Genomic DNA, 16,608 nt, shown 5'->3' on the forward strand with positions numbered 1-16,608 from the left:
ATTCTACTGTTTTATTTATAAAGGATAGCTTTTTTGTTATACTGCTAATGTTTTTAAAATGCAAAAAATAAAGAGGCAAAAGATGAGTTCGGCACTAGATAGACTAAAAAACCTAACAAATAAAATATCATCTTATGAGACAGCTAGAAAAGAAAACTTAAAAATTTTACAAAAGCTTTATAAGATTTTAGAGATAGATGAAAAAGTAAAAGAGTTTAAAGATCTATTTGAATTTAAAGCCATAAACCTCTCAGGAGCTTCACTTTTAGCTGAGAATTTAGGTGAAATAAAAGAGGGAAAATATCTTCAAATCTTAGCAATTAGTTATGATAAAAATGCTGTTAAAAAAAGTACAAATGTTTCATTAGCTTACTTTGGTAAGGCAGAAAAAATCAATATAGAGATAAAAGATATGGTAGTTGAATTTATAATTCGTTACAGATTTGAGAAGAGTTTTATGACATTAGAGAATTACTATGACATGATAAGAGAGTTTGAAGTAGATGGCTAAGTTTTACTTTTTTTTATGGCTTAGATGGGCGCTTAGACTTACATTTTGTAGTGTTATATTTGCAGCTTTATTTTCTGTTTTTGTTACACTATATATCTATATGATTCAAGGCATGAGTGCCTTAGATGAACAAGTGATACAGGCACTTTTAGAAGTTTTTGGCTTTTGGTTTGCCCTGTTTTTAAACGCAACTCTACTTTTAGCACTCTTTAGAGGCATGAAGTACATTTTTAACACTTGTATTTATGGATACAAATTAACACTTTTAAGTTGTGATATAAAAGAAGAGCTTAAAGTCATAGGTTATGGAGATCTACTTAAAGTTTGGAGAAAATGGTTTATGCTTATGATCTGGCTGGTGGGTTCTTTTATGATAATCTCCTTAGTTTTCACATATCTTTTTAGCTCCTATGGCGGTGTTTTTGAGTGGTTTAATATCTACTGGTTATATCTCTTTATCCTAGCTAGTGGCTATCTCTCTTTTATCTTTATGTCGGCTAGATGTAAAAGAGTTAAGATTAGTAGATGTTAATCTTTTTAGACACAGAAACAACAGGGCTAGATCCAACTGACAAGATATGCTCTATAGCAGTTGTATATGAAGAAGACAGAGACGTAAAAAGCATATATGAGCTTGTAAATGAAGGTAAGAAAATCCCACCTTTAGCCTCTAGTATCAACCATATAACAAATGAGATGATAAAAGGCAAACCAAAACTACAAGATACAAAAGCTTATGGATTTTTACAAGCGCACAATGATATAAATACAACCATAATAGGGCACAACATTAACTTTGATCTTAAGATGTTAAGAGCTTCTGGGTTTGAGTTTTTTGGAAGTGTTGTAGATACTCTTCGAGCTACAAGACATCTTATAAAAGAGTGTGAGTTTTTTTCTTTACAATTTTTAAGATATGAATTAAAGCTCTACAAACAAGAAAAAGAGCCAAGAGTAGCCCATCAGGCACTAAGCGATGCCATGACAGCAAAAAGTCTCTACGAGATGCTTCTAGATCTAGCAGATGAGAGTGAACTTGTAAGACTCACAAGCGAAAAAGTCCTCTTAGAGAAGTTTGAGTTTGGAAAATATAACGGCAGATATATAGAAGAAATAAGCCTGTGTGACAGGAGATATTTGGAGTGGATGCTAGCAAATATAGTAGATCTAGATGAAGATCTACGATATAGCATCACCTACTATCTTGGTAGGTGAGATAAAGTTTATAAATAAGATCTTTGTTTATAGATAGATCCTGAATCAAGTTCAGGATGACGGTCTTTCGTTCAGGATGATGGGTTTTCATTCAGAATGGCGGTCTTTCTTTCAGGATGATGGTCTTTCATTCAGCATGATGGTCTTTCATTCAGCATGATGGTCCCCCCCCCGTCATTCCGTGCTTGACACGGAATCTAGTTTGCAAATTAATAATAAATACTAAAAAAAAGATTAAGCACAATTTTACTAGCATATCTATAAACTATCATTTATAAAACTAATATATATTATATAAATTACTTATGAATGGAGTTGTTATGATTGAAAGAAGAAAATTTTTAACACTTTGGGCACTGAGTGCAAGTGCTTTAGCGGTGAGTGGATGTAAAGATCTACAAACACCACAAATAGATAAACAAACAAGAGTTTTACCTGATCGTATAAAAAGAAAAAGTATCGAGTTGTAGTTATTGGTGGTGGTTTTGGAGGGTTAAATACAGCTTCAGCTATCAAACAAAATGATCTAAATAACCATATAGAAGTGCTAGTTATAGAGAAAAATCCATACTACTTTGTCTGTCCAGTGAGCAATACGCTCTTAAGCGGTCACTCTGACTTTAAAAAGGAAAATTTCCTCTTTAACTACCGAAAAGTACAACTCAGTTATGGTTATGAAGTTCTTCATGCTGAAGTAAATAGTATAGATAAAACAGAGCAAAAAGTATTTACAAATAAAGAGGCTATCTCTATGAAGGCGTCATCGAATATGTTGGTGGTTTTGAACTACTTGATGTAGATTTTGACACTAAAGAGATACTTATAGAGATATCGATGATGATCTAAACTACATTGTAGCAAGACGCAAATATGTAGTAGGATGCTCATCTATGGTCTCTACACAAACATTTAAGCTCGGCATTAACATAATGAAAGAGTTCGGATTTGACAAAAATAATGATATGTGGGTTCGAGAAACTTTAGAAGTAAATGACGATGGAAAATACTATGATGAGTCTGGTGGTGAAGGACTTGTTGGCTGGTTCGATGCGATTACAGGGGATACATTTGCTTCATTTTAATGATAAGTGAAGATCTATATATGTTAAAAATCATCTGAGATCTTAGTACTTATTAAGTAGCCAACAAAGCAATAAACTACAAAAAGTTAAGTCTCATGTGTTATACTTCTTGTGAAAAAAATATCATCTATTTTTACAAGGAAAAGTATGAAAGTTGCCGTTGAGTGTAGATCTCCCTTGTTGCAAAAATCATTAGAAATCTTTTTATCTTCCTATCTTAGCTCCATAAAAAACTCTGATATAGTAGTTCGTGACTATAAAGTTTTAGGCGATGATAGAGCATTTTATATCTCAAAAGATAGTGATGGAGATCTTATGAAGCCATTTTCAAAATCTAATCTCATCATGGCTTTGCAAAAAAGATATAAAAGTATAAGCCCAAAGGCATATGAAGATAATTTAGAAGATGCAGATGAGATGGATTTTAGCATCTTGCAAAGGCGAATAGAGAGTTTAACAAAAGAGTATCAAGACAATCTTTTAAAGGCAGTTAGAGCATTTTATGAAAAATAAAAACACAAAACCACTAACAAAAAAAATAGTCTCAGGAAAGTTTAAAAATAGAGTTTTAAAACTTCCATCAAAGACAACCACACGTTCTTCAAAATCAATAGTTCTAGAATCTTTTTTTAACACAATTCAGTTTGAGATCATAGATGCGACTTTTGTTGAGGTCTTCTCAGGGAGTGGATCTGTTGGGCTTGAAGCCCTGAGTCGTGGAGCAAAAGAGATTATTTTTATGGAAAAAGATAGAGACGCACTAATAGTTTTAAAAGAGAATATAAAACAAACAGATCCAAGTGCTTGTGAGATCTTTAGTGGAGATAGTTTTACTAATATGAAAAGTGTAGTATCAAGACTTATGAAAAACTCACAAAAAGCCTACTTTTACATAGATCCGCCATTTAGCATTAGAGAAGGTATGGAAGATATCTATGACAATATGATAAAGATGATCGCTTCAATACCAAAAGAAGTTGTTGAACTCATCATTATAGAGCATATGAGTGGCTTAGAAATACCACAAAAGATAGGAATATATAAAGTAAGAAAAACTAAAAAATTTGGAAAAACTACACTTACATATCTAGAAGATGATTTAAACTAGGAAGTGGAATAAATATTGCTCACTCGTAGCTAGTTAAAAGGACTACTATGAAAATATTTCTACTTCTCTTACTTACACTTAGTGCTATTTGGGCTACAAAGATAAATGATGTCGCAAATATCGTGGGTGTTCGTGAAAACCAGATTATTGGTTACTCACTTGTAGTTGGTCTTCAAAAAACAGGAGATGGAACTACTTCAAAATTTACACTCCAGTCCATTTCAAACATGTTAAAAGCTATGAATATTGACATGAATCCCATAGATATAAAATCAAAAAACGTCGCTGCTGTTGTTGTAACTGCAAACTTAGCTCCCTTTGCTAGACAAGGAGATAAGTTTGATATTACAGTCTCTTCTATTGGAGATGCAAAGTCACTAGAGGGCGGAACACTTTTGATGACGCCACTAAAAGGTGTAGATGGAAAGATCTATGCACTTGCACAAGGGCATATAAGTATTGGTGGAAAAAATACCAGAGGTGCGGGAAGTGAGTCACATCCTACTGTTGGAATAGTTTATGAGGGTGGATTTGTGGAGCGCGAGATAAATATAGATCTCTATAATCAAGAGTACGCAAATCTTTCACTCAAAGAGTCAAACTTTAAAAACAGTGTAGCAATCCAAAAAGCGATAAATGATTATTATAATACTCAAGTTGCAGTTGCTATGGATCCTAGATCTATCCGTCTTAAAAAACCGCAAAACAAGAGCATGATAGAGTTTTTAGCTGAGGTTCAAGGTATTGATATGGACTATAAACCTAAAAACAAGATTATTATAAATGAAAGAACGGGAACTATAATTGCTGGGATAGATATAGAAGTAAAACCTGTAGTTTTAACTCATGGAGATATAACTATAAAGATACTTGAACAAGATGAATTATCTCAACCAGAGGGTTCTTTAGCCTTAGATAATGACTTGGTCATTGGATTAAATCAAAATGAACTTTATACAAAAAGAGGAACTACAACTGTAGCAAATGTAGTTCGTTCACTTCAAAAGTTGGGAGCGACTCCAAAAGATATCATAGCGATACTTGAAGCTATGAAGAGTGCGGGAAGTATCTCAGCACAACTAAAAGTGATGTAAAACTTTATGATAAGGAGAGATTAATGTATAGTAATTCAATAGGTGCTCAAGCACAAATGATGTCTAAGAATATGAACATTCCAAAAATAAATGAAAATTCTAAAGAAGATAAACTAAGAGAACAAACAGATGCATTTGAGTCTGTAATACTTAAGATGCTAATGGATAATGCAATGGAAAATGAAAAAAATCTTTTTACTGAGCAAAATGATCCAGGCGAGAAGATCTATAAGTCCATGTATAGGGATGAACTTGCAAAGGCAAGCTCTGGTGGATTTGGTTTTTCACAGATGCTTTATGACTTTTTAAGCGAAAAACGTTAGAGAATTGGTTGAAGTATTTTTAGATTTTGTCGATATAGAAGTAATAAGAAAAACTCTATATGACAAAGAAAGGATGAGTAATGATTTCTCAACTAAATAGTTCTGCTATTCGCAGTTCGTACGCTAGTAATTTTGGTGAATCAAAAGAAGCTAGTAAAACTAATACAAACATAACAAAACAAGGCGATACAAGCAAGGTCGAGCGTATTAAAGAAGCGATTGACTCTGGCGAGTATAAAATCAACTTAGAAGAACTCTCAAAAAAGATAGCACAAGAGTTGCTTTAGGTTTAAAATAAGATAAGGGTAAGATATGTTGTCTCATCATTTACAAGGTGCGTTAGCCGATTTAAGAGATCTGATACAAATTACAGAGTCTGATATAGCAGATATTAAAGAAGCTAAAAACGATCCTCAGTTTGACAGATTGTCGCTAAAAGAAGAAAAATTAAAAAGTTTTGAGCATAAAAAAGCTATGATAGATCATGAAATATCTTCTTTAATGACAAAAAATCCTGACATGGATCTTCCAGAACTCATAAGTAAAGAGCAACATCTTCAACTCGATGAATTAAAAGCAGAACTAAACAAGTTAAGAGATGTAAACAAACACTACGCAAGACTTGTACTAGTAGTTAGTAACTTATACAACACATTTCTAGAGAGAATAGTTCCAACAGAAATGCAAGGTTACAATAAAGTAGCATCTAAAAACTCGACTATATTGGAAGTAAGAGCATAATATGGCATCTATATTTAACGCACTTCACATTGGTTACTCAGGGTTAAAAGTAGCGCAAGCTGGTATTAACACCACTGGTCACAATATTGCAGGTGATAAAATTGAGGGTTATAGTAGACAAAGAGTTGTAGTAAAAGCAGCTACTCCACTTAGCACTTATCCTGGCAATGTAGGAAATGGTGCTGAAGTTCAAGATATACAAAGAATCTTTGATAACTTTGTTTTTGATAGATATAGTGCAGTATCTAGAGACAAAGAGTTTAGTGATTTTGAGAAGAAAACTCTCGATGAGCTCTCAACATATTTTCCTGAGATTGATGGTGTCGGTATAAAAGCTGATATGACAATGTATTATGATATGTGGCAAACTTTTGCTGATAATCCTGATAATGATGCTATAAAACTAGCACTTACAACTCAGACACATACGCTTACAAAACATATCTCAAATACTCAAAATCAAGTAAAATCTCTTCAAAGTCAGTTAAATGATCAACTTGCTGTAAATATAAATGAAGTCAACTCCATAGCTCAAAAGATCGCGTCTATAAACAAGTCTATAGACATAGCAGAAGCTGGTGATACATTTACAGCAAATGATTTAAGAGATCAAAGAAATGTTTTGGAAAGAAATTTATCTAGACTTATTGGTGCTGATGTAAACTCTGGTCAACTAACATCAAATATGCAAATAAGTAGTTCATCAAATACAAAAACTGGAAGTTATAGCATCCATGTAAATGGATTTAATATAGTAGATGGGAATACACATCACCCCATACATCTCTCTAATGAAAATAATCTAAATGGCTTTTATGAAGTAGCGTATGAGAGACAAGATGGTACTCTAATCCCTATGGCTGAAAAAATAACTGGCGGGGTTATAGGCTCGATTTTAAATCTTCGTGGATCTTCCATCGACACGACAAGTGGTATGCCAACAGATGGAGTTATCCAAAATGTTATATCTCAGATGGACTCGTTTGCAAAAGGTCTTATAGAATCAACTAACAACATCTATGCAAGAGGTGCTACAACTCGGATGGAGTCAAATGAAATAACTCTAAATCCTACAGACGCTATGATGAACTCACTAAATATAAATGCAGGTACGTTTAGCGTAGTGATATATGATTTGGATGGGAATGTAACATCATCAAGAGAGATAACTATAAATCAAGCAACTACTATGACGGGAACAGTTGGTTCAAACTCAATTCAAGGTCAATTAGAAGCGCAAAAAGACGACAATGCTGATGGTAATGCTAACAATGATATAGATGACTTTATAAACTTTAACTGGGGAACGTTAAAAAATGGAAACAATGCAATGGAGCTTACACTTGATTCTGTTGCGGAGTCAAAAGGATATACCTTTGCTATTCATGATACTTTAAAAAATGATTCATATAAAACAGGAACTAACTTTGCAGGAGCGATGGGACTAAATCGATATTTTGATGGAGATAGTGCTCAAAGTATAGAGCTAAACCAGGCAATAGCTAATAATCCTACATTGGCATCAGCTGGGCAGACACCTTCATCTGGGGATAATGTTGTAGCACTAAATATGATTCAACATCAATATGAAAAGTTTGACTTTAAAGTTGGCTCTCAAAAGTATGAATTAACAAGCTATGCTATGTTTGACTTAGTAGCTACAGAAGTTGGTAGTAAAACAATGGCAGCTACTCTTAAAAATGAAACTATAACAACTCAGTTTAGAGCCACAGAGATGGAGTATAACTCAGTTTCTAAAGTAAGTTTAGATGAAGAGATGACTAACCTAATTAAGTATCAAACTTCATATGGTGCTGCAGCAAAGGTTATTACTACAGTTGACCAAATGATGACTACTCTACTTGGCATCAAGCAATAAAGAAGATGCCAAAAGTTAGTATTGCAATTCTATTTTGCATCTTTACTTTTTCTTTTTTAGGCTCTTTTTTTTATGGCGTAGATCCTTACGCACTTCAAAGCAACTCAATACTTACTCCACCATCATTCCAACATCTCTTAGGAACTGACAGACTTGGAAGAGATATACTAGCTAGACTAATAGAAGGTGGAAAAATCTCTCTTATTATAGGTGTTGGAAGTGCTTTTATAGCGTCTTTTATAGGGTTGATCCTTGGATCTATGGCTGGTTACTTTAGAGGAGTAGTAGATAAATCTTTTATAGTTACAGTAGATCTGTTCTTAACATTTCCTACATTTTTCTTACTTTTAGCACTTGTGAGTTATGTAAATGCTTCTGCTTGGGTTTTAATAATCATTATCTCAATTACAGGTTGGATGACAACGGCTAGACTCATAAGATCTGAGAGTTTTAGCATAACAACTCAGCCATATATAAAGATACTAAACATCGCAAAAGTCTCAAAAATAAAAATACTTTTTAAATATTACGCACCTCTTTTAGCTCCTATCTACTTTGTTAGTTTTACTTTTGGAGTTGGTGGAGCAATACTTGCAGAGTCAGGACTTAGTTTTTTAGGTCTGGGCATTGTAGCTCCTCAAATGAGTTGGGGCACAATACTTAGCGGAGGAAAAGAAGTTATAGAGATAGCATGGTGGGTTAGCTTTTTTCCAGGACTTATGATTTTTTTAGTAACTTTTTCACTTATAAATATCTCAAACTTCCTTCAACAACTCACAAATCAAAAACAGATCCAAAGCTAAAAGGTTTATAATGCAAGAGAGAAATTTTGGTTATATTTTTATAGTTAGTGCAAGTGTTATAGTGATTTTAGCGGGGATAAAAAGTGCCTCAGAAATAGTTGTACCATTTTTACTCTCACTTTTCATAGCAATAATCCTCTCACCATCTTATAACTACTTCAACAAAAAAGGGCTACCAAATGTTCTTTCACTAACTTTAGTTATGAGTTTGTTTGTGATACTTTTATTGTTGGTCGCAAAGCTTATAGGTTCATCAGTTCAAGAATTTAGCTCAAATATTTCTGTGTATGAACAACAACTCTCAAGTAGTTTTGATAAACTTTTTGAAATTTTTATGAACATGGGCTTTGAATTGCCAAAGAGTGAACTCTTAAGTATCATAGATCCAAAGCAAATTATGCAACTCTCAAGCGGAATAGTTCAAGGTATCGGATCTATGTTTACAAATGGTTTTGTGATTTTGCTAAGTGTGATTTTTATGCTCTTAGAATCTCAGCACTTTACAGATAAGGTAGCCTTTGCAAGTGGCAATAGAGGTATGAAAGAGGATATACAAGAGATAGTTGGCAAGATTAAAAGATATATGGTCTTAAAAGCTATTATATCTCTTTTTACAGCTTTCGTTATATATGTAGCGCTTTTAATTATCGGTACTGACTACGCTTTTCTTTGGGCAGTTTTGGCTTTTATGTTAAACTTCATTCCAAATATAGGTTCAATTATAGCTGCAATTCCAGTTGTACTCCTAACTCTAGTGCAACTTGGCTCACTTAGCGCGTTTATGGTGAGTGTTTTGTATATAATAGTAAATGTTGTGATTGGATCTGTTATTGAGCCAAAAGTTATGGGTAAGGGCTTGGGACTATCAACTTTAGTAGTTTTCTTATCTCTTATCTTTTGGGGATGGCTACTTGGGATTGTAGGAATGTTACTTTCTATTCCACTTACAATGATGGCAAAAATTGTTTTTGATTCAAACAAAGAGACAAAGTTTATCGCTGTTTTACTAGGTACTGCGGATAACTTGGTAGAAAAAAAGTAAAATAAAAGAGTAATCAAGATAGACTCTTATTTGAAAATATTTCAAGGTTTAATATGTCAAATGAAAAAATTAAAAAATGTCTTTTTCCAGCAGCAGGCTATGGAACAAGGTTTCTACCAGCTACAAAGGCTATCCCAAAAGAGATGCTACCAGTTCTTACAAAACCACTTCTGCAATATGGTGTTGAAGAGGCTATAGAAGCCGAGATAGAGACTATGGCGATAGTGACCGGAAGAGGAAAAAGAGCTATTGAAGATCATTTTGACATCTCTTATGAGTTAGAACATCAGATAAAAGGAACTTCAAAAGAGCACTACCTAACTGAGATCCGAGATGTTATAACAAAGTGTACATTCTCATATACAAGACAGCTTGAGATGAAAGGTTTAGGACACGCTATAGCATGTGGTGAGACACTTATAGGAGATGAGCCTTTTGCTGTTATTTTAGCAGATGACTTGTGTGACAATGATGGAGATTCAGTTCTTACTCAGATGGTTAAACTTTACGAGAAATATAAATGTAGCATCGTAGCAGTCCAAGAGATCCCTCTAAAAGATACTTGTAAGTATGGAGTTATAGCTGGTGAAACTATTGAAGAGGATATCATAAGGGTGAGTGATATGGTTGAAAAACCACAACCTGAGGATGCTCCATCTAACTTAGCCATCATAGGAAGATATATACTAACTCCTGATATTTTTGACATTTTAAAGAAAACAAAAGCTGGAAAAGGTGGAGAGATTCAAATTACTGACGCCCTACTAGCTCAAGCTAAAAAAGGTGGCGTAATTGCCTATAAGTTCAAAGGCAAAAGATTTGATTGTGGTAGTGTTGATGGTTTTGTAGAGGCTACAAACTACTTTTATGATAAACAAAAAATGGATAAGTAGATGATTTTAATGATTGATAACTATGATAGCTTTACTTACAATATAGTTGAATATTGTAGAGAACTAGGAGCAGATCTCAAAATTATTAGAAATGATGAGATGAGCTTAGAAGAGATAGAGGCACTAAAACCTGAAAAAATCATTATATCACCTGGCCCTGCTACTCCTAATGATGCTGGTGTAACACTTGAAGTAATAGAGCACTTTAAAGATATAGTGCCGATTTTAGGGATCTGTTTGGGCCATCAAAGTATTGCACAAACTTTTGGAGGAGATGTAGTTCGTGCAAAAAATATGATGCATGGAAAAACTTCAACAATGAAAGTAGTAAAAGAGTGCGAGATATTTAAGGATATTCCAAAAGAATTTATAGCTACAAGATATCACTCTTTGATAGTTGATAAAGATAGACTCTCAAATGATATTGAGCCAACAGCATATAGCACAGACGATGGAGAAATCATGGCTCTAAAGATAAAAGATAGAGCCATCTATGGAGTTCAGTTTCACCCAGAGTCCATTATGAGTGAGTATGGACATAAAATAATAGGAAATTTTTTAAAACTATGAGATATAAAATCATCTTATTCTTAATCCTAGGAATAGATGCCACGATACTTCTCTTTGAGACATCTTCACTCTCCATCTCCTATGCAGAATCCATGATTTTGTATGAAGAGTTCTCTTTTTTAAGCCTTTTAGCAAAAATTTCCATCTACTTTTTTGGTACAAATGACTTCGCTCTTAGACTCCCAATGATAATACTCCATCTTTTTAGTGCAATACTGCTTTATAAAATATCAAAAGAGTATGTGCAAAAAGAAAAAAATAGACTATGGCTAGTTCTTGTTTTTGTTCTTTTGCCAGGAGTTGTAAGCTCAGCCATCATACTTAATAGTGCAGGGCTCATTATATTTGGACTTCTACTTTTTGTTTATATATATAAAAATTTCTCTATAAAATACACATATTTTCTTTTAAGCCTCTATGTTTTAGTAGCAGGAGAGTTTGTCTATCTCTTTTTAGCACTTGGTATCTATGCCATCTATAAAAAAGAGAAAAACTTTTTCATCTTCAATATAAGTGCGTTTTTTATCTCAATATTTTTATATGGAGTCGATTCAAACGGAGCTCCGCAAGGACACTTCTTAGATGCAATGGGCGTTTATACTGCAATATTTACCCCTATAGTATTTATCTACTTGTTTTATGTGTTATATAGAAGATATTTAACTAAAAATATAGAAATATTATGGTTTATAGCAACAATACCATTTTTATTGTCTTTGATTTTATCTTTTAGACAAAGGATAGGATTAGAGGTATTTGCACCATATCTTATATTAGCACTACCATTAGCTGCTCAAACATTTTATCACTCATATAGAGTCAGACTAAAGATGTTTAGAACAAAGTATAGATTAATATTTACAATAGCACTTATCTTTCTTGCGTTAAACACTTTAGTAGTTTTTTTTAACAAAGAACTTTATCCATATATGAATAAACCTCAAAATCACTTTGCATACAATATGCATGTTGCAAAAGAGTTGGCAAAAGAGCTTAAGAACAGAGGTGTTGAGTGTGTCGATACTGATTATAAAATGTCGAGTAGATTGCGCTTCTATGGTGTAACTAATTGCAACACTTATAAGTTGAAAGAAGTTTCAAAACTTTCAACAAATAAAAGCACTGTAACAATTAGTTACAAAAATAGAGCTGTTTACTACGGGAGTGTTACTAAAGTAAACACTAATTAAATCTATAGAGCATAGCTAAGTAAGTAGACATAGTATTTTAATAACATGTGTTAGAATTGCACACAAATAACAAAATAGGGAGTTGCAAATGGCTCAAAAAGCGATTAGAGAATATGATGCAAAGTCGATTTTAGCAAAGCATTGGGATAAATATTTTCCAGATTTTACTTATGCTTACGAAACGGTAATAGTTCAAAATGGATCAGAATTAAAAAAAGCCGCAAAAGAAAACACATGGTTAAAAGATAAAAAGTTAGTGGCAAAACCGGATATGCTATTTGGTAAAAGAGGCAAAAATGATTTAGTTCTTTTTAGAGACTCTAAGCCAGGAGATGTTACTTTAGCAAAAGCCGTGTCTTGGATTGATGAAAAGTCATCAAAAGAACAATCAGTATATTTTTCATTTGATGGAGATACTCCTGTAGGTGAAGCAAAGGTTGATATGCTAACTCACTTTATTGTTGAGCCATTTACTCCACACAAACAAGAAGAAGAGTACTATATCTCAGCTACTTGTGTTGGTGATGCTGATATGCTTTATATGTCTGCAGAGGGTGGCATGGAAGTAGAAGAGGGCTGGGAAGAAAAAGTAACAGAAGTTGCATTTGATATCACAGAGAGTGAAGAAGAGATAGCTAAAAAGATAAAAGCAAATATCCCTAAAGATGTTGCAAAAGAAGATAAAGAAGCATTTACAAAATTTGCAATAGGTTTTTTTAAAGCATATAGAGAGTTAAACTTTGCGTATCTTGAAATAAACCCATTTGTACTTCAAGGCAAAAAAATAGAACTTCTAGATATGGTTGCAAAACTTGATGATACAGCAGGTTTTATGATGGTAGAAGAGTGGGGTAATGTTGAATATCCCACTTCATTTGGAATGGAATCAAAATCACCAGAAGTTGAAGCTATAGAAGAAGCTGATGCAAAAACAGGAGCTTCATTAAAGCTTACTTTACTAAAACCAGATGCTAGAATTTGGACAATGGTAGCCGGTGGTGGGGCTTCCGTTGTTTATGCTGACACTATCGCAGATCTTGCAGGTATAGAAGACTTGGCAAATTATGGAGAGTATTCAGGTGGACCAACTACAGGCGAGACAAAGTTCTATGCTGAGACACTACTTGATCTGATGACTAGAAAAAAAGATGCAAAGGGTCGAGATAAGATCTTAATTATTGGTGGAGCTATCGCTAATTTTACTGATGTTGCTAAAACTTTTACAGGAATTATCCAAGCATTTGAAAACTATGCAGATAAAATGAAAAAAATCGGGATTAAGATTTATGTTCGCCGTGGTGGACCAAACTATGAAAAGGGTCTAAAAGATATTAAAGAAGCAGCAGATAGACTTGGGCTTTATATAGAAGTTTATGGACCGGAAACACATGTTACTGACATTGTGCGTATGGCCTTAGCGAAGTAGGGAGAGAAAATGGCACAATTATTTACTAAAAAAACACAAGCAATTTTTTGGAACAACAATAAAACTGCAATCCAAAGAATGTTAGATTATGACTATACTATAAAAAGAGAGACTCCATCGGTTGCGGCAATTGTAGCACCTACTAGTTCAAACAAATTTGAGAAGTTTTTTTATGGTTCAGATGAAATCATGATACCACTTTATAAATCAACTGCAGATGCAAAGCTTGCACAACCACAAGCTGACGTACTTTTAAATTTTGCATCTTTTAGAACAGCTTATGACGTAACTATGGAAGCATTAGAACTTGGTGGCTTTAAATCTATAATGATAACAGCTGAGGGAATTCCAGAGAGACTTGCACGCGCTATGAATGCGCATGCAAGAAGTTTAGGTGTAACAGTTATTGGACCTGCTACTGTTGGTGGTATTGCTCCAGGTGCATTTAAAATTGCAAATGTTGGCGGAACAATAGAAAACATAGTTCAGTCAAAACTTCATCGTGCAGGTTCATGTGGACTTGTAACTCGTTCGGGTGGTCTGTTTAATGAGCTTTCAAATATTATCTCTTTGAATGCTGATGGCATCGCTGAAGGCGTTGCTATTGGTGGAGATAGATTTGTAGGATCAGTTTTTATAGATAATCTACTTAGAATGGAAGCTAACCCTGAAGTTAAATATATGTTACTTCTAGGTGAAGTTGGTGGAACTGAAGAGTATAAGGTTATAGAAGCAGTTAAAGAAGGAAAACTTAAAAAGCCTATTATTGCGTGGTGTATTGGTACTATTGCTAAGCACTATGATAGTGGCGTTCAGTTTGGACATGCTGGTGCATCTGCAAATGATGATAAAGAAACAGCAGAAGCTAAAAATGCTGCAATGAAAGCTGCAGGTATTCATGTTCCTGCAGCATTTAATAATTTACCAGAGATAATAAGCGGTATATATAGAGAACTTCATGCTGAGGGTATTATAAAAGATATTAAAGAGCCATCGTTAAATATTGTACCAAAAACAAGAAGAAGTAAAGAGTTTATCTGTACAATCAGTGATGATAGAGGTGAAGAAGCACACTATTGTGGTTATCCAATCAGCTCCGTTGCAACGCCAGATACAGGCTTTACAATAGGTGATGTAATGAGTATTCTTTGGTTTAAAAAGAGATACCCAAGATGGGCAGTTGACTTTTTAGAAACAGTTCTTAAAACTGTTGCAGATCACGGACCTGCAGTCTCAGGTGCGCATAATGCTAAAGTAACAGCTAGAGCTGGCAAAGATGTTATAAGTTCACTTATTGCAGGATTATTAACAATTGGTCCAAGATTTGGTGGAGCGATAGATGGTGCTGCTAAGTACTTTAAATACGCTGATGATAATAAGCTTTCTCCACAAGAATTCTTAGCATATATGAAAAAAGAGGGAGTTCCAATCCCTGGAATTGGTCATCGTATAAAATCTCTTAAAAACCCAGATTTAAGAGTAGAAGGGCTTAAAAAATTTGCAAAAGAAAACTTTCCATCAACTCCATTGTTAGATTATGCATTAACTGTAGAACAGTTAACAACATCTAAAAAAGAGAACCTAATACTAAACGTTGATGGAACTATTGGTATCTTGATGGTGGATATGTGGAGATCATTATCATATGCTGATGATGAAATCGATGTATTTATAGACGCAGGTGCTTTAAATGCTTTCTTTATTTTAGGCAGATCTATAGGTTTTATTGGTCATATCTTAGATGAAAAAAGACTTGCTATGCCAATGTATAGACATCCTATGGATGATATACTTTACGATGTTCAAAAAGCTCCAGAGCTTTAATCTTCTAAATTTGAGGAGTTAAAGCTCCTCAAATACTTTCCTACAAATTTTGTTATAATTTAATAATTCAGTATTTTTTGCTATAATTAGCCACTTTAAAAACCTAAAAAGGTGTCTTATGAAAAAAGCATTCACTATGATGGAACTGATTTTTGTGCTTATTGTTATTGGTATATTAGCTGCAGTCATAATGCCAGAGATGAAATCGAACAAACTAAGAGAAGCAGCTATCCAATTAATATCTCATATAAGATATACTCAACATTTAGCTATGGTTGATGATAAGTTTGATGCTACAGATGATAATTGGTATAAAGGAAGATGGCAAATTGTATTTGGTACATCTAACTTTACAAATGATAGAGTTGCCTATACTGTTTTTTCAGATACTAGTGGGAATAGTACAGGAAACCCTGATAACAAAGAGATAGCCATAAACCCAATGAATAAATTCAAGTTACTAACTGGTGGATTTACTGGCAAACTACACACTTCTGATCCAAAAGCAACTAAAGAACTAAATATAGGAGAAACATATGGTATTACATCATATTCTTTAGATAAAGGATGCTCAAACGCACGCATAGCATTTGATCACATGGGAAGACCTTTTACTGGAGATATGAGTTCAACTGGTACTGCGTATCATGCAGGGAGGTTAATTCAAACAGATGCTGGTGGAGATCCTTGTGAAATAACACTTACAAGCAGTGAAGGAAGTATAGTAATAGCAATTGAGCCAGAAACGGGTTACGCACATATTATAAATTAAAAATAGCTAGCTAAAAGCGAGTAATATATATGTAAAAAGCACATAGTAAAAACAAATAAAGAACTTCTTTCATCTTTAAGAAGCGATTAAGCTACAACCCCCTATAATTCCCATCCACAAACAAAGAGACCTTGT

At 33.8% G+C, this 16,608-nt stretch carries 21 protein-coding genes; all 21 read left to right on the forward strand.

What is annotated here, in order from left to right; genetic code table 11:
• The first annotated feature begins 82 nt into the window (after positions 1–82).
• The 21 genes from M0Q24_RS07090 (at position 83) to M0Q24_RS07190 (ending at position 16,473) form a co-directional block, all read left to right on the forward strand.
• Entirely contained in the window at positions 83–511 is a 429-nt protein-coding gene (locus M0Q24_RS07090; protein WP_295048860.1) for a hypothetical protein, read from the forward strand.
• The gene (locus M0Q24_RS07095) at positions 504–1,043 is read left to right on the forward strand and encodes a hypothetical protein (protein WP_295048862.1); all 540 of its coding nucleotides are present in this window, start codon (positions 504–506) and stop codon (positions 1,041–1,043) included. Before M0Q24_RS07090 ends, M0Q24_RS07095 begins: the two co-directional genes overlap by 8 nt.
• Positions 1,037–1,726: an exonuclease domain-containing protein gene (locus tag M0Q24_RS07100; protein WP_295048864.1), complete on the forward strand. Its 690-nt coding sequence runs from the start codon at positions 1,037–1,039 to the stop codon at positions 1,724–1,726. The genes M0Q24_RS07095 and M0Q24_RS07100 overlap by 7 nt, the downstream gene beginning before the upstream one ends.
• A gap of 320 nt (positions 1,727–2,046) precedes the next feature.
• Positions 2,047–2,196, forward strand: coding sequence for a hypothetical protein (locus tag M0Q24_RS07105; protein ID WP_295048866.1), 150 nt, complete (start codon positions 2,047–2,049; stop codon positions 2,194–2,196).
• Positions 2,197–2,198: 2 nt separating this feature from the next.
• Positions 2,199–2,525, forward strand: coding sequence for an FAD/NAD(P)-binding oxidoreductase (locus tag M0Q24_RS07110; RefSeq protein WP_295048913.1), 327 nt, complete (start codon positions 2,199–2,201; stop codon positions 2,523–2,525).
• Positions 2,526–2,616: 91 nt separating this feature from the next.
• Positions 2,617–2,808 carry a hypothetical protein gene (locus tag M0Q24_RS07115; protein WP_295048868.1) on the forward strand — a complete coding sequence of 64 codons (192 nt, stop codon included), beginning with the start codon at positions 2,617–2,619 and terminating at the stop codon, positions 2,806–2,808.
• Positions 2,809–2,955: 147 nt separating this feature from the next.
• The gene (locus M0Q24_RS07120) at positions 2,956–3,321 is read left to right on the forward strand and encodes a hypothetical protein (RefSeq protein WP_295048870.1); all 366 of its coding nucleotides are present in this window, start codon (positions 2,956–2,958) and stop codon (positions 3,319–3,321) included.
• Positions 3,311–3,916 carry a 16S rRNA (guanine(966)-N(2))-methyltransferase RsmD gene (gene rsmD / locus M0Q24_RS07125; protein ID WP_295048872.1) on the forward strand — a complete coding sequence of 202 codons (606 nt, stop codon included), beginning with the start codon at positions 3,311–3,313 and terminating at the stop codon, positions 3,914–3,916. Before M0Q24_RS07120 ends, rsmD begins: the two co-directional genes overlap by 11 nt.
• Before the next feature lie 47 nt (positions 3,917–3,963).
• Complete coding sequence (locus tag M0Q24_RS07130; RefSeq protein ID WP_295048874.1) at positions 3,964–5,010, forward strand: flagellar basal body P-ring protein FlgI; 1,047 nt, start codon at positions 3,964–3,966, stop codon at positions 5,008–5,010.
• Between the two features lie 23 nt (positions 5,011–5,033).
• The gene (locus tag M0Q24_RS07135) at positions 5,034–5,333 is read left to right on the forward strand and encodes a rod-binding protein (protein ID WP_295048876.1); all 300 of its coding nucleotides are present in this window, start codon (positions 5,034–5,036) and stop codon (positions 5,331–5,333) included.
• An 80-nt stretch (positions 5,334–5,413) separates the two neighbouring features.
• Positions 5,414–5,620 carry a flagellar biosynthesis anti-sigma factor FlgM gene (locus M0Q24_RS07140; protein ID WP_295048878.1) on the forward strand — a complete coding sequence of 69 codons (207 nt, stop codon included), beginning with the start codon at positions 5,414–5,416 and terminating at the stop codon, positions 5,618–5,620.
• A gap of 25 nt (positions 5,621–5,645) precedes the next feature.
• Positions 5,646–6,074 (forward strand): hypothetical protein, encoded by a 429-nt coding sequence (locus M0Q24_RS07145; RefSeq protein ID WP_295048880.1) that lies wholly within the window; start codon positions 5,646–5,648, stop codon positions 6,072–6,074.
• Between the two features lies 1 nt (position 6,075).
• Positions 6,076–7,953, forward strand: coding sequence for a flagellar hook-associated protein FlgK (flgK, locus tag M0Q24_RS07150; RefSeq protein ID WP_295048883.1), 1,878 nt, complete (start codon positions 6,076–6,078; stop codon positions 7,951–7,953).
• A gap of 5 nt (positions 7,954–7,958) precedes the next feature.
• Positions 7,959–8,756, forward strand: a complete 798-nt coding sequence (locus M0Q24_RS07155) for an ABC transporter permease (RefSeq protein WP_295048886.1) — start codon at positions 7,959–7,961, stop codon at positions 8,754–8,756.
• A 10-nt stretch (positions 8,757–8,766) separates the two neighbouring features.
• Positions 8,767–9,798, forward strand: coding sequence for an AI-2E family transporter (locus tag M0Q24_RS07160; protein WP_295048889.1), 1,032 nt, complete (start codon positions 8,767–8,769; stop codon positions 9,796–9,798).
• 53 nt (positions 9,799–9,851) lie between these two features.
• Positions 9,852–10,691 (forward strand): UTP--glucose-1-phosphate uridylyltransferase GalU, encoded by an 840-nt coding sequence (gene galU / locus M0Q24_RS07165; protein WP_295048891.1) that lies wholly within the window; start codon positions 9,852–9,854, stop codon positions 10,689–10,691.
• Positions 10,692–11,261, forward strand: a complete 570-nt coding sequence (locus M0Q24_RS07170) for an aminodeoxychorismate/anthranilate synthase component II (RefSeq protein ID WP_295048894.1) — start codon at positions 10,692–10,694, stop codon at positions 11,259–11,261.
• On the forward strand, positions 11,258–12,451 hold the full coding sequence (locus tag M0Q24_RS07175) for a hypothetical protein (protein ID WP_295048897.1): 1,194 nt from the start codon (positions 11,258–11,260) through the stop codon (positions 12,449–12,451). Before M0Q24_RS07170 ends, M0Q24_RS07175 begins: the two co-directional genes overlap by 4 nt.
• A gap of 88 nt (positions 12,452–12,539) precedes the next feature.
• Entirely contained in the window at positions 12,540–13,877 is a 1,338-nt protein-coding gene (locus M0Q24_RS07180) for an ATP citrate lyase citrate-binding domain-containing protein (protein WP_295048900.1), read from the forward strand.
• Between the two features lie 9 nt (positions 13,878–13,886).
• Positions 13,887–15,701, forward strand: coding sequence for a citrate/2-methylcitrate synthase (locus M0Q24_RS07185; protein WP_295048903.1), 1,815 nt, complete (start codon positions 13,887–13,889; stop codon positions 15,699–15,701).
• Positions 15,702–15,819: 118 nt separating this feature from the next.
• Positions 15,820–16,473, forward strand: coding sequence for a Tfp pilus assembly protein FimT/FimU (locus M0Q24_RS07190; RefSeq protein ID WP_295048906.1), 654 nt, complete (start codon positions 15,820–15,822; stop codon positions 16,471–16,473).
• The last annotated feature ends 135 nt before the right edge of the window (positions 16,474–16,608 follow it).

Origin of the sequence: Sulfurimonas sp., assembly GCF_023228785.1 — a bacterium.
Lineage (GTDB): Bacteria > Campylobacterota > Campylobacteria > Campylobacterales > Sulfurimonadaceae > Sulfurimonas.